14 protein-coding genes and 1 pseudogene are annotated in these 12,267 nt (G+C 32.6%); 3 read left to right on the top strand and 12 right to left on the bottom strand.

Features of this window, described 5'->3' with window-relative positions; genetic code table 11:
• Positions 1-129: 129 nt before the first annotated feature.
• The 3 genes from M1D66_RS15040 to pepD all read right to left on the bottom strand — a co-directional run bounded on the left by M1D66_RS15040 (position 130) and on the right by pepD (position 3,282).
• Complete coding sequence (locus tag M1D66_RS15040; protein WP_000517259.1) at positions 130-732, bottom strand: hypothetical protein; 603 nt, start codon at positions 730-732, stop codon at positions 130-132.
• Between the two features lie 25 nt (positions 733-757).
• Positions 758-1,567 (bottom strand): papain-like cysteine protease family protein, encoded by an 810-nt coding sequence (locus M1D66_RS15045; protein ID WP_000664544.1) that lies wholly within the window; start codon positions 1,565-1,567, stop codon positions 758-760.
• A gap of 245 nt (positions 1,568-1,812) precedes the next feature.
• Complete coding sequence (gene pepD / locus M1D66_RS15050; protein ID WP_049107769.1) at positions 1,813-3,282, bottom strand: beta-Ala-His dipeptidase; 1,470 nt, start codon at positions 3,280-3,282, stop codon at positions 1,813-1,815.
• A 210-nt stretch (positions 3,283-3,492) separates the two neighbouring features.
• Between pepD and M1D66_RS15055 the strand changes: the two genes are divergently transcribed.
• On the top strand, positions 3,493-3,882 hold the full coding sequence (locus M1D66_RS15055) for a YxeA family protein (RefSeq protein ID WP_242554572.1): 390 nt from the start codon (positions 3,493-3,495) through the stop codon (positions 3,880-3,882).
• A gap of 18 nt (positions 3,883-3,900) precedes the next feature.
• On the opposite strand, the gene spoIISB is transcribed toward M1D66_RS15055, so the two are convergent.
• The 5 genes from spoIISB to M1D66_RS15080 all read right to left on the bottom strand — a co-directional run bounded on the left by spoIISB (position 3,901) and on the right by M1D66_RS15080 (position 6,753).
• Positions 3,901-4,077 carry a stage II sporulation protein SB gene (gene spoIISB / locus M1D66_RS15060; protein WP_000852629.1) on the bottom strand — a complete coding sequence of 59 codons (177 nt, stop codon included), beginning with the start codon at positions 4,075-4,077 and terminating at the stop codon, positions 3,901-3,903.
• A gap of 72 nt (positions 4,078-4,149) precedes the next feature.
• Positions 4,150-4,278 (bottom strand): hypothetical protein, encoded by a 129-nt coding sequence (locus tag M1D66_RS15065; protein ID WP_000237818.1) that lies wholly within the window; start codon positions 4,276-4,278, stop codon positions 4,150-4,152.
• Positions 4,279-4,390: 112 nt separating this feature from the next.
• The gene (locus tag M1D66_RS15070) at positions 4,391-5,128 is read right to left on the bottom strand and encodes a type II toxin-antitoxin system SpoIISA family toxin (RefSeq protein WP_000624977.1); all 738 of its coding nucleotides are present in this window, start codon (positions 5,126-5,128) and stop codon (positions 4,391-4,393) included.
• Between the two features lie 238 nt (positions 5,129-5,366).
• Positions 5,367-6,104 (bottom strand): 2,3-diphosphoglycerate-dependent phosphoglycerate mutase, encoded by a 738-nt coding sequence (gpmA, locus tag M1D66_RS15075; protein ID WP_000594152.1) that lies wholly within the window; start codon positions 6,102-6,104, stop codon positions 5,367-5,369.
• A 166-nt stretch (positions 6,105-6,270) separates the two neighbouring features.
• The gene (locus M1D66_RS15080; RefSeq protein WP_242554573.1) at positions 6,271-6,753 is read right to left on the bottom strand and encodes a MarR family winged helix-turn-helix transcriptional regulator; all 483 of its coding nucleotides are present in this window, start codon (positions 6,751-6,753) and stop codon (positions 6,271-6,273) included.
• A 107-nt stretch (positions 6,754-6,860) separates the two neighbouring features.
• Between M1D66_RS15080 and M1D66_RS15085 the strand changes: the two genes are divergently transcribed.
• Positions 6,861-8,546 carry an alpha-keto acid decarboxylase family protein gene (locus tag M1D66_RS15085; RefSeq protein ID WP_242554574.1) on the top strand — a complete coding sequence of 562 codons (1,686 nt, stop codon included), beginning with the start codon at positions 6,861-6,863 and terminating at the stop codon, positions 8,544-8,546.
• A gap of 157 nt (positions 8,547-8,703) precedes the next feature.
• Here M1D66_RS15085 and M1D66_RS15090 read toward each other — a convergent pair whose 3' ends face one another.
• The 4 genes and pseudogenes from M1D66_RS15090 to M1D66_RS15105 form a co-directional block, all read right to left on the bottom strand.
• Positions 8,704-9,486, bottom strand: coding sequence for a class I SAM-dependent methyltransferase (locus M1D66_RS15090; RefSeq protein WP_074619255.1), 783 nt, complete (start codon positions 9,484-9,486; stop codon positions 8,704-8,706).
• Between the two features lie 334 nt (positions 9,487-9,820).
• Complete coding sequence (locus M1D66_RS15095) at positions 9,821-10,228, bottom strand: VOC family protein (protein ID WP_000072495.1); 408 nt, start codon at positions 10,226-10,228, stop codon at positions 9,821-9,823.
• Positions 10,229-10,345: 117 nt separating this feature from the next.
• The gene (locus M1D66_RS15100) at positions 10,346-11,056 is read right to left on the bottom strand and encodes a class I SAM-dependent methyltransferase (RefSeq protein WP_000846302.1); all 711 of its coding nucleotides are present in this window, start codon (positions 11,054-11,056) and stop codon (positions 10,346-10,348) included.
• Between the two features lie 99 nt (positions 11,057-11,155).
• Positions 11,156-11,296, bottom strand: a pseudogene (locus M1D66_RS15105) (ABC transporter ATP-binding protein); the annotation flags it as partial.
• Between the two features lie 491 nt (positions 11,297-11,787).
• Between M1D66_RS15105 and M1D66_RS15110 the strand changes: the two are divergent.
• Positions 11,788-12,261 (top strand): CDI toxin immunity protein, encoded by a 474-nt coding sequence (locus M1D66_RS15110; protein WP_000342724.1) that lies wholly within the window; start codon positions 11,788-11,790, stop codon positions 12,259-12,261.
• Positions 12,262-12,267: the final 6 nt, after the last annotated feature.

Genomic DNA, 12,267 nt, shown 5'->3' on the forward strand with positions numbered 1-12,267 from the left:
TTTTCATAATATCTTACACTCTTTTCTCTTGTTATCCTTTTTATACCATGTACTGTATTATTTTTGAAAATAATACAGTACATGAAATTTCATACTAAATACATATATATTTATTCAGTTTATAATTAACTATTCAAAAGCAGTTACAATTCTCTCTTTCATTTTCTGTAATACTTCACTGCTCAATACTTTTTGACCAGCAGGAAGTTTTAATATGGCAGCGGCACCTTTACTAAGGTATATTTCTTGATCATTATTTTGATTTACTACCAATATTCCTTGCCCTTCAAATTCGAAATAACTAATATCTTTTGTTTCATTTGTATTATTCTTTATTGCTGTATATAATCCATATAAATCTTTACTTCTATTTTCTCCGCCCGTTCGAATCGGTTCAGTATCATTCGCAACAATTAGTCCTTCTGGCTGCTCACCCTTCATAATAAACCACAGCTTTTCATTTGTTGGTAATAGTAAATTCTTAAATTCAGAGCTATTTAAAATTTGCTGTGCTGGAATTGTTGCATAGATTGGTAACGAAAATGGAGATGTTGTTATTTTTTCAAAACTTAAATTTTCAGAAGAACTTCCCTTACTATATTGATAATCTTTTAATGCGATCGATTGTACTGATTCACTTTTATTTTTTGATGCATAACTAATTTTACTAGCGAAAATAATAACGGTCATTAAGCACATGCACAATATCACAAGCTTAAGTAGTTTTCCCATTTATGAACCCCCGCTTTTAATATTATTAGTTTGCATGGATATTATAAACAGTTTCACTCCACCAAAAATTATTATTGTTATGGAACGTACTGAAATTATGATTATAATGATCACCATACCAAGGGTCCATGTACGTTATATAATCTGTTCCATTTGTCCCTTTATAAAACCCATCAAGTACTAGAAAGTGTCCGATGTTAGCTCCATTTTGCCACATAATGAGTGCAATCATCGGCTGATTACTATTAATTTGACTTTTGAACCAATCATAAGATTTTGCTCCAGAACTTATAGCTGAGCTAACACCATATCCTGATAATCCATATTGTATTTCACGTGAAGTTGCAGGATTATTATATGATCCACCCTTAACATACCTAACGTACTGATCTTGTGAAGGAGTTTTCCCAAAATAATTTAGAACTGAAACCGAAGTGCCTGCCCAACACCAATTTGATCTTTCTTGTAATATGTTAGGTACAAATAATTTACGATCTATTGATGTATTTGGAGGATTTCCATTAATATACGCTGACGTTACATATACTTTTTTTCCATCTTTAAAATAATAAAACCAACGATTATCTAAATTTCCTGTCCAATAATCTTTAACCGTTTCACCATACTCCCATCCTTTAAAAGATACTTTTGTATTTCCGGGAATCACATCTACAATATTTGCATTTAAACTTTTTGCCTCTCTAACATTTACATTCAATGGAGCTGTTGTTCCTGAAAATTCAACTTCTTCTGCTATTATTTTCTGAACACCAATAAAACTAAATGTGAAAAACAATAAAAACATACAAACAATAAAATGCTTTCTTTCCTTCATTTCTCCACCCCTTCATCAGTACTAAAAAACATCAACAATTCATCCTTATTAATTGTTCAAGCTTAATATTACATACTAACGAAAAATGACTTCTCATAAAGTGAAACTTTAATCAGTAGTGGTTTTATTCATCCCCCACTGATTATTAGTTAAACCAATCGGACTGCCCGGCAAATTGCGGAATAAATTCCAATACAAAAAAGGAGCCTATAAATTTTTATAGACTCCTTTTTATTTCGTCGTTATTACTTAGCTAATTCTTTTGTACCCTTCATTACATCAATGAAGAATCCCCAGTTATTCACTACAGAAGAGATACTGATATGTTCATCTGGAGTGTGGACGTTAAAAATGTCTGGTCCGAATGAAATTGCATCTAATTCAGGCATTTTTTGAACGAATGCACTACACTCAATCCCCGCATGCACAGCGAAGATTTCAATTTCTTTATTGTATTTTTCTTGATGTACTTTTTCAAATAAATTACGAATTTGTGAGTTTGGATTGTATGGCCATTCTGGATACTCTGACTCTATTTCAAATGTAGCACCAACTAATTCAGCAATATATTTGATTTCTTCTGCAACATGTTGTTTTAAACTACTTACAGAACTTCGCACTTCGTTACGTAATTTAATTTCATCTTGCAACGTTTCAATAACGCCTAAATTTGTTGAACTTTCTACAAGACCTTTAATATCCATGCTCATACTTTGAATGCCATTTGGAATTAAGAATAATGATGAAATAAGCTGCTTTTGTGTCTCTTTAGCAAATACTTTTTCAACTTCTTCATCCAATTTTGTCAGTGTAACATGAACATCTGGATCAACAGCACGCATTTCTTCTTGTAATACACGTGTCCATGATTCTAGTTTTTCTTCTACTTGTCCTACATCTTCTGTACGAATTAAAATTGTAGCTACACTTTCACGCGGAATTGCATTCGTTTTTAATCCGCCGTGAACTTCACTTATGTAAAACTCCGTATGTACTGATAAATCACGTAATACTCGTCCTAATACTTTGTTCGCATTACCGCGTTGTTTATCAATTTCCATACCAGAATGGCCGCCTTTTAGACCACCAACATATATACGGTATGCATCCATATTCGCTGGCGTTTCATCCCAAATTACTTGAATTGTTTCAACAGCTTTCGCACCACCTGCACTACTTACAAGTAATTTATGATCTTCTTCAGAATCAATATTTATAAATATCTTTCCTTCAAAATGATTTGGATCAATAGCAAAAGCTCCGCCCATTGTCGTTTCTTCTTCAGTAGTGATAACGACTTCAAGTGCTGGGTGCGGAATTTCTTTTGAATCTAATAAAGCTAATGCATACGCAACTGCAATACCATTATCAGCACCTAAAGTTGTTTGATTTGCATATAACATGTCCCCAATGATTCGTAATTCAATTGGATCTTTTTCAAAATCATGTACTGTTGCTTGATTTTTTTCGCAAACCATATCCATATGACCTTGAATAATAATAGCTGGTACATTTTCATAACCAGCTGTTGCTTCTTTTTTAATAATGACATTTAATGCTTCATCTTGAATGACTTCTAAGTTACGCTCTTTTGCAAAGCCCACTAAATAATCACTAATTTCCTTTTCATTACCTGATCCTCTAGGAATCTTTGAAATTTCTGCAAAATGAAAAAATACAGGGTGCTTTGTTAATTGTTCTAAAGTAGAATACATTTTTCAAGCTCCTCTCAAAATGAAAAAATAATATGTAAGTCTCATATCATTATACCATGATTCATTATTTTATCTTTCTTTTAACTTTTATTGTTCATTTTATGTACAACACTCTTACAACATTGTAAGGGCGTTTAATCTACATCGATTTTTCTCATTTAATAATAGTCGTATACTTTTTAAAGAAACACATTAAAGGAGATAAAGAAAATGAAAAAGTTTTTAGCAATTATTACACTATGTTTATTATTTTTTAGTTTTACTATTGGCTGTGAGAGAGCGTCACTAAATAGAATTGGTAAAGATGTATATTACATGCAGATAAAAGGCGAAGGAACTATCGAAAAAGTAGATCATAGAAACTTACGAAACTATACGCTGTCCGCATTTGATGAAGATGGCGTCAAAAAACAAATTACATTTAGAAGTACAAAAAAAGAAAACAATCATAAATTAAATGAAGACGCGTTTTTACGCCTTTATGTAGATCAAGATGATAATAGCAACAATGAAATACCATCAATTGAAGTAAAGTCCTATGAAGAGATTCAGAAAACAGATTTACCTGAAAAAGTAAAAGATAAGTTTACTATTAAATAAAAAACAAAAGAAAATGCTCTATGCATTTTCTTTTGTTCTTTTCACCTGTATATATTTTGAACTACTATTATTCATCAGTTTCTCTAACCGATTTATATTCTCCGTTAATGCACCTTTCACAAGAGAGAAATCTGTATTTGATTCTTCTTTTTTTTCTTTAAAAAACGAAGACTTTTGTACATTGACTTCAGCCATCTCTTCTCCCCCTTTTCAAAAAGATACAACCTTTTATTTATATTATATAGCAAATGTAGAAAGAGTGTACACTTATGATTTTCTTTTTAATTCTTCTTCTAATTCTTCTACTTGCTGCAACGTATCCCCTTTTATTAAAGAGAAATCTGTTGTATCTTCGTTATCTTCTTTAAAAAAATCATTGTCATAATCTTTTACCACTACAATCACCTCTACCTGCTAGTGTAGGAATGATTGTCCAATTTTATTCAACTTTGTCGGATTTTGTTTTTAATTTATGTATAGAAGAAAAGGACAGAAAAAGATTCTGTCCTTATTTACTAAAATAACTATGATGTATTGTTAAATTATATACATTTTCAAAATCCCGATCTTGCAGGTTATTTTTCTTTCCATCAATAACAATGAAAACGTCACTTACTATTTTTGCTGGTATAATCCCGACATTTTCCACTTGCACCGCTTTCTGCTCATTCAATTGCTCGATATGTTCTAACGGGACGATAATACTAAATTGTGAGCGAATACCACGAAAGTTTGTATTTAATTCCTTCGCAGCTTCAAAAACAACAATTTTCGCGCCAATCTTTTCCCCATATGAATCTAAAAATGCATTTAAGCTCTTTGTATATTCCTCTTCCGTATGCCATTCCATCGTACCGAATACTGCTGGATTAACATTTTGAATAATTGTCGTGTATATTTCTCCTCTTGCTTTAGATGCAATTAATGATCGTTTTATGGATTGAACTGTCTTGCCAATATCGCTAAATTTTGCACCCCATATTTCTGAAATATTAGGCGTTAAAATGAACGCAATATCAACAAAAATAACCATTGCAGTAAACATTAAAAGATTTTTCCAGAGGGTTAAATCGATTCCTTTTATCATGAAATACACGGTGACAGATATGATAAACAAACCATACCAAGTCTTTCTAATACGTTGCTTTTTCTCCTCGTACAACTCCTCATTTTTCCAATAAAAGAAAACAAGGACTACAAAGACAATCGCTAAAACAAATAAGCCAATTCGAATGTTAGAGATCATTAATCACATCACCCTCCATTCAAAAACTACTCACGATATCATTACATGCGCAAGCTGCTCTCTTTATGACAAAAGACGTGGACAAGCTTCTAAAATTAGCTACATCGCATATATATTAGAAAGTACCACGTCTTTTATCCTGTTATTTGTGGGAAATAAGACCCCCACTGATTAAAATTTCACTTTACCATGAGTCTATATTGTATATGTAGACAAGCATTCATTTCAAATTTTCGTATTAAAAAGAAATATGTTTCGGAATTTCCCCTTCAGGTACTTCTCCATCCATACTTAAATAATAATGACGAATCGGACGTAAGTTTTCGTCTAATTCATAAACAAGCGGAATGCTAGTGGGAATATTTAATGAAACTACACCATCACTTGAAAGGTTGTCTAAATATTTTACTAGCGAGCGAATTGTGTTACCGTGTGATGAAATAATTACTTTATTACCACTTTTTAATGTCGGCGCAATTTCTGAATGCCAATAAGCAAGTACTCTCTTCTCCGTATCCTCTAAACATTCAGTTAATGGAAATTCACCTTTTTTGAGTGTTTTATATCTTGGATCGGTCGCTTCATATCGAGGATCGTCTTCAGTAAGAGCCGGTGGTCTTACATCAACACTTCTTCTCCAAATATGAACTTGCTCCTCACCATATTTTTGTGCAGTTTCATCTTTATTCAGCCCTTGCAATGCACCATAATGTCTTTCATTTAGCTTCCAAGATTTATGTATTGGAACCCAAGTAAGATCCATCTCATGAAGTACAATCCATAACGTCCGAATTGCGCGTTTTAATACTGATGTATAAGCCACATCAAAAGTATATCCGTTTTTCTTTAATATTGCTCCTGCTTCTCTCGCTTCACTTAATCCATTCTCTGATAGATCAACATCTGTCCATCCAGTAAAGCGATTTTCAAGATTCCATAAGCTTTGTCCGTGACGAATAAGTACAAGTTTTATCATTATAATTCCCCTTTCGGAAATGTGAATTTTATTGTTCCATTGCGTACACGTATAAAGTATCTAGTAATGTATCTTTTTATCCATTCACTCTATGACCAAATCATAGTTGCCAAATGTATGGATAAAATTTGTTCTTTTTCAAACGATAAAAACAGAAGTTTTTTCATTATTTTTGATCGACTGGTATTTCACGTTTCGATATCCAAGCATCAAAACCTGATCGGCTATTTGCCATTTCATTCATAACTTGGTGCCAATTGTCCTCACATGATTCACCAAATTTTGAAAAAATAGCACCCATTTGTTGTCTTTGTACATCACTCAGTTTTTTCTCTAAATCTGCACCTTTTCCTGTTAAAGACAACTGTTTTACACGTCGATCATGCATAGCTTCATTACTCTCAATTAAGCCCTTTTCCACAAGTTGACGTAGCGGTCCGTGGAGAGCTTGTTTACTTATTTCTAATAGTGATAGTAACTCATTTACACTTATCCCTGGAAAACGTGCAATAAAAAATAAAATTCGATGATGTACTCGTTGAATGCCATATTCTTTTATAATTTCATCTGGCTTTTCAGTAAATGTTTTATATGCAAAATAAAATAATGCTAATGCCTCATTCATCTGTTCTTCTTTATGTTGTGTCATCTACTTTCCCCCTGTATGTAAATTATACCACAATCTAGTAATGAATATTTTAATCAACGCATTAGAACTTATTTAGTCTATTGAAACATTCATTGCATAATTAGGAGATGATTCATTTGAAAAAACAATATACTATAAGTGCATATTTATTGGATAGACTACACGAATTAGGAATTGAACATATATTTGGCGTTCCTGGTGATTATAATCTTGCCTTTTTAGATGATGTAGTAGCACATGAAAATTTAAAGTGGATTGGAAATTGTAATGAATTAAATGCTGCATATGCAGCAGATGGGTACGCTCGCATAAAAGGAATCGCTGCTCTTATTACTACTTTCGGTGTTGGAGAATTAAGTGCTATTAACGGTATTGCTGGCTCATATGCGGAAAACGTGCCAGTTATAAAAATTACGGGTACGCCACCAACAAAAGTAATGGAAAATGGAGCAATCGTCCATCATACGTTAGGAGATGGAAAGTTCGATCACTTTTCCAATATGTATCGAGAAATCACTATAGCACAAACAAATGTAACACCTGAGCATGCTGCTGAGGAAATTGACCGTGTTTTACGTGCATGTTGGAATGAAAAACGCCCGGTTCATATTAATTTGCCAATTGATGTGTATAATAAACCAATTAATAAACCGACAGAACCTATTATAAATAAACCTATTTTAAGTAATAAAGAAGCATTAAATAAAATACTTCTACATGCCATTTCAAAAATAAATAGTGCCAAAAAACCTGTTATTTTAGCTGATTTTGAAGTAGATCGATTTCACGCTAAAGAAAATTTACATCAATTCGTAGAAAAAACTGGGTTTCCCATCGCGACGTTAGGTATGGGAAAAGGAATATTCCCAGAAAAACAGCCTCAATTTATAGGGGTTTATACTGGTGATGTAAGTTCTCCGTACTTGCGAAAAAGAATTGATGAATCTGATTGTATTATTAGTATTGGTGTGAAGTTAACTGATACTATTACAGGCGGCTTCACACAAGGTTTTACAAAAGAACAAGTTATAGAAATCCATCCCTACACTGTGAAAATTATAGATAAAAAATACGGTCCAGTTGTAATGCAGGATGTTTTACAACATTTAAGTGATTCAATTGAGCATCGTAATAAAGATACCCTTGACGTTAAGCCATTTATTTTAGAATCATCACCTTTTACTGAAGAGTTCATTCCAAAAGCACAAATGGTCACACAAAAACGTTTTTGGCAGCAGATGTACCATTTCTTACAAGAAAACGACGTCTTAATTGTAGAGCAAGGAACACCTTTCTTTGGTAGTGCTGCTATCCCTCTACCTAATAACACTGCATATGTAGGACAACCGTTATGGGGATCTATCGGCTACACACTGCCTGCTCTACTTGGTACACAGCTCGCCAATTTATCACGGCGCAACATTTTAATTATTGGTGACGGTTCTTTCCAAGTAACTGCCCAAGAGTTATCAACTGTACTACGTCATAATTTAAAACCGATTATATTTTTAATCAATAACAACGGATACACTGTTGAACGTGCCATTCACGGCCAAAACCAACCTTATAATGATATACAAATGTGGGATTACAATAAACTATCAATGGTATTTGGGGCAGAAGAAAAAAGTCTAACATTTAAAGTAGAAAATGAATCAGAATTAGCAGAAGTCTTAACAAATATAACTTTTAATAAGAATCAACTTATCTTTATTGAAGTTATAATGAGCCAAAGCGATCAACCTGAATTGTTAGCTAAACTCGGGAAAAGATTTGGTCAGCAAAATACTTAATATAAAAGCATAACCTAATTATACAATTGGTAGTGTAAAACTTGTTTTGAGAATAGTTTCGACACTCAAAATACATAAGGAAAAGGATGGAAAGCACCATCCTTTTCTATTTTAAGAGCGTTCTTCGACTAACGCCCCGTGCGACAAGCAAAAATTCTTAATCCATCTTTAACTTTATAGCTTTTGTCGCAATAAATGTTTTAATATGCTTATCTAATATCCTTGTTCCACCAAAATCATCCTCATAAAAACCTGTTATAGCAAAACCAGCTTCAATTTGGCCTTGGATTTGGTCTTCTAAAGTATGCGCATATTCTATTGTTTGATTTGAATCGATGTAATCTTGAACTTCATCCTCTGGTAAATAATCCAATGTTGATGAAGGAATTGAATGTTTAACATCAAGAATACCTTTTTGTTCTTGGTTATCATCAAAAATCCATAGTAACGGATTTGTAAATCCAGCAATAAGAACACCTTTATTCTTTAAAACCCTAGAAACTTCATTCCATACAAGATGAACATCTTTTACAAACAAGTTAGAGACAGGATTTACAACAATATCAAAATATTCATCCTCAAAGTCACCAAGGTCTGACATATCTCCTTGTACGGTTTTTAAAGTCAAACCATCCCGTTTTGCTACCTTTTCATCTTGTTCCAATTGCTTCTTAGATATATCAGTAACTGTTACATCTGCTCCAGCAGCAGCTAGAACAGGTGCTTGTTGTCCGCCACCTGATGCTAAGCAAAGTATCTTTAATCCATCTAATGACTTTGGAAACCACTTTCTAGGAACTGATTTTTCCGTAGTGACTGTAATTTCCCATTCACCTGATTTGCTTTTCTCAATAACCTCGCTACTTACAGGCTGCGTGTATCTAGAACCTTCTTCAACCTTCTTATCCCATGCATTACTGTTTTGTTGTGTAGTATCCATTGCGATTAGTCCTCCTAACGATCTAGTTGCATTCAATGTGTAAGCTTAATGCTTTCCTTTTTCTATTAACCTGCCTAATAGTTCATACATAGTTGTCTATATTTACATTAACAGATAAATGCAAAAATCACTAAAAAAATTCTAAAAAGACAAAAAATTATACATCTATTCCATTCATTTAAACTAATCATAGAATTGTTAACTTTTAAACAACTCACTTCCACATAAAAAAAGCATTCCAAACCTGTTGACAGTTGGAACGCTTTTTTATGTTATTTCATTTTTCAAGCTTTTAACTAAATCGATTAAACAAATAAGTTACGCTTTTTCTTTTTTATTCAGCAAGAGTTAACTGCCAAGATACACCATACTTATCATTTAACCAGCCAAACTTTTTACTAAACGGATAAGAACCTAAAGGCATAAGAATCGCTCCATCCTGCGCTAGTTTATGAAAGACCGTTTCAATTTCTTCTTCTGTCTCACAAGTTACATAAAGAGACATAGCTGGAGTGAATGTAAAATTATGATTTACATAACTATCAATACACATAAACTCTTGGCCATTTAGCGTAAAAGTTGCATGAATTACAGTTCCCTCTTTACCAGGTCCATTTTCATCGTAGCGAGAAATACTTACAATTTCTGATTGATCAAATAGCGACGTATAAAAATTCATTGCTTCCTCAGCTTTGCCTTCAAACATTAAAAACGTAGTAATTTTTTGATTTGTGTTACTCATATGGAGACAGCCCCTTGTTATATATTTATGTAAAACATAAGTCGGCCAAAAACCGAACGTATATTCCTATAAGTGTATTGTCTATAAAAACGATGAGTTTGTCAATTATCTACTTTATTATTTCTTCTTAAATAATGCTGTCCAAAGAAATGATTCTCCAAACATTTCTTTCGGTTGTTTCATTTGTTTCATCCTTCTAATCTCAATTACCTCAAATTCTTTAAATATCTCTCTTAACTTTTCTTCCGAGTATGCAAGACCACCTTGTAGACTCCATCCTCTATATACATCCCAATCTGTTATTTCCGATCCATTTCGCTCATCTAAATCGCCTGCCGCAAAACATGTTAATCCGAAATAACCACCCGATTTTAATGAGTTTTTAATTAAATCCACATAATTTATTCTTCTATGCGGTGGAATGTGATGCAAACAGCCCGAATCGTATACAAAACCAAATTCGTTTTGAACCTCTAAATTAAAAATTGAATCACAAATAAAATGAATTGCTACCCCTTTTGCCAATGCCCTTTCTTTAGCCCAATTAATGCCTTCTACAGATAAATCCACTGCTGTTACATCAAATCCTTGAGTTGCTAAATAAATGGCATTTCTACCTGGACCACATCCAAGTTCTAATACCTTCCCTTTTGAAACTCTCTCTTTTTGTATATACGAAACTAGATTCTCATCTGGAACATTTTCAAAAAACGGAACATCCTTTTCTCTATTCTCATAAAACTCATTCCAAAATGGTTCTGCAGGTCTTAATAATGAATCAAGCATTTTTAAAATGTCTTCTTGTGTGTGTAACGTTTCAGTTTTCATTAATACCCCTCCATAAATTAATAGTCAGAAAATTATTATATATCTTTTCGAACTTTCAAACAAAGAAAAAACTCCTATATTCAATAGGAGTTTTTGTCTTTAAAATCCGAGTATAGCTACCCATTTTAACAATTTCTCTTCTCGCGCTTTTAAATCATCATTCCTAAACTTGCCTAGTTGTATTTCACTAACAACTTCTCCGTCCTCCATAAAAAGAACTCTTTCTGTTTTCTCTACTACCTATACAACATGAGTCACTTAAGAAGGTTACTTTGCTGAAAAATAAAGCCGATTTCGTTAAGGGATATTTTTGCTAACGCCTCTTCTTTCATACATGTTATTTCATACAATCATACTTTTCTAATAAAATAACGCTTTTGTTCACTTTTTTGATACATTTACGAAACATTCATGTGTTACCTTCATTAAGTTCTTTTCTTTTTATAATGTCGTGTGAGATATACCAACAGAGGAAGCCCTAGATCCCCTAATCCTAGGGCTTTTTTATAAGAATTTTATACATTTTATTATTTCCACTAACTCTTTAAATTGTATATACATAATATAAAATTTTCATGTTGTTATATTTTTTGATGGCCTCTTATCTTTCCTTAAAAGGCTTTTTTTCAAATAACGCTTTTATTTAATTTATATTTAAAAAGTTCCTTTTCATAAAGACTTCCCTTATATGCTATACTCATTCTTAAATAATTGTATAAGGAATGTTAAAAATGGATGATAGATCGTCAAGACAATGGAAATTGCGACAAAAGTTAAGAGCACTGAAAACCAAAAACAACAATGACACAAACCCTTTGTTTAGTGAATGCCTTGAATCCCTAGGAAACGAAACTCTCATTTTCTCCCAAGAAAAAAGCCAGCAGATTGCTATTATTTTAATGAATTCATTTCCTATAACTGTCTCGGGAAGAATAGATTGGGAACAGATAGATAACCAATTCATAGCTTCGAACAAAGAACAACTAATTTCCCTTATTAGAGCAAACCAACTAGATTTTGACGAACAGATTTTTATAATATGGGATAACTATGAAATCCCTGTAGTAAGTACAAATCTTGATAAAGTATTCCAATCATTAGTTGACGTTGATGCAGTCAGTTTTTATTACTGGATATTAGACAAAGAATATAGATTCGTAATTGAAATAAATGATAAAGAATTGATTAGGATTGGGTTTCGCTAATACTCT

This window comes from Bacillus sp. PK6-16 (assembly GCF_056530295.1).

Excerpts from the sequence above, each read along its gene's own strand:
- M1D66_RS15040 (WP_000517259.1), bottom strand. The coding sequence starts at position 732 with ATGGGAAAACTACTTAAGCTTGTGATATTGTGCATGTGCTTAATGACC.
- M1D66_RS15045 (WP_000664544.1), bottom strand. The coding sequence starts at position 1,567 with ATGAAGGAAAGAAAGCATTTTATTGTTTGTATGTTTTTATTGTTTTTC.
- pepD (WP_049107769.1), bottom strand. The coding sequence starts at position 3,282 with ATGTATTCTACTTTAGAACAATTAACAAAGCACCCTGTATTTTTTCAT.
- M1D66_RS15055 (WP_242554572.1), top strand. The coding sequence starts at position 3,493 with ATGAAAAAGTTTTTAGCAATTATTACACTATGTTTATTATTTTTTAGT.
- spoIISB (WP_000852629.1), bottom strand. The coding sequence starts at position 4,077 with ATGGCTGAAGTCAATGTACAAAAGTCTTCGTTTTTTAAAGAAAAAAAA.
- M1D66_RS15070 (WP_000624977.1), bottom strand. The coding sequence starts at position 5,128 with ATGATCTCTAACATTCGAATTGGCTTATTTGTTTTAGCGATTGTCTTT.
- gpmA (WP_000594152.1), bottom strand. The coding sequence starts at position 6,104 with ATGATAAAACTTGTACTTATTCGTCACGGACAAAGCTTATGGAATCTT.
- M1D66_RS15080 (WP_242554573.1), bottom strand. The coding sequence starts at position 6,753 with ATGACACAACATAAAGAAGAACAGATGAATGAGGCATTAGCATTATTT.
- M1D66_RS15085 (WP_242554574.1), top strand. The coding sequence starts at position 6,861 with ATGATTCATTTGAAAAAACAATATACTATAAGTGCATATTTATTGGAT.
- M1D66_RS15090 (WP_074619255.1), bottom strand. The coding sequence starts at position 9,486 with ATGGATACTACACAACAAAACAGTAATGCATGGGATAAGAAGGTTGAA.
- M1D66_RS15095 (WP_000072495.1), bottom strand. The coding sequence starts at position 10,228 with ATGAGTAACACAAATCAAAAAATTACTACGTTTTTAATGTTTGAAGGC.
- M1D66_RS15100 (WP_000846302.1), bottom strand. The coding sequence starts at position 11,056 with ATGAAAACTGAAACGTTACACACACAAGAAGACATTTTAAAAATGCTT.
- M1D66_RS15110 (WP_000342724.1), top strand. The coding sequence starts at position 11,788 with ATGGATGATAGATCGTCAAGACAATGGAAATTGCGACAAAAGTTAAGA.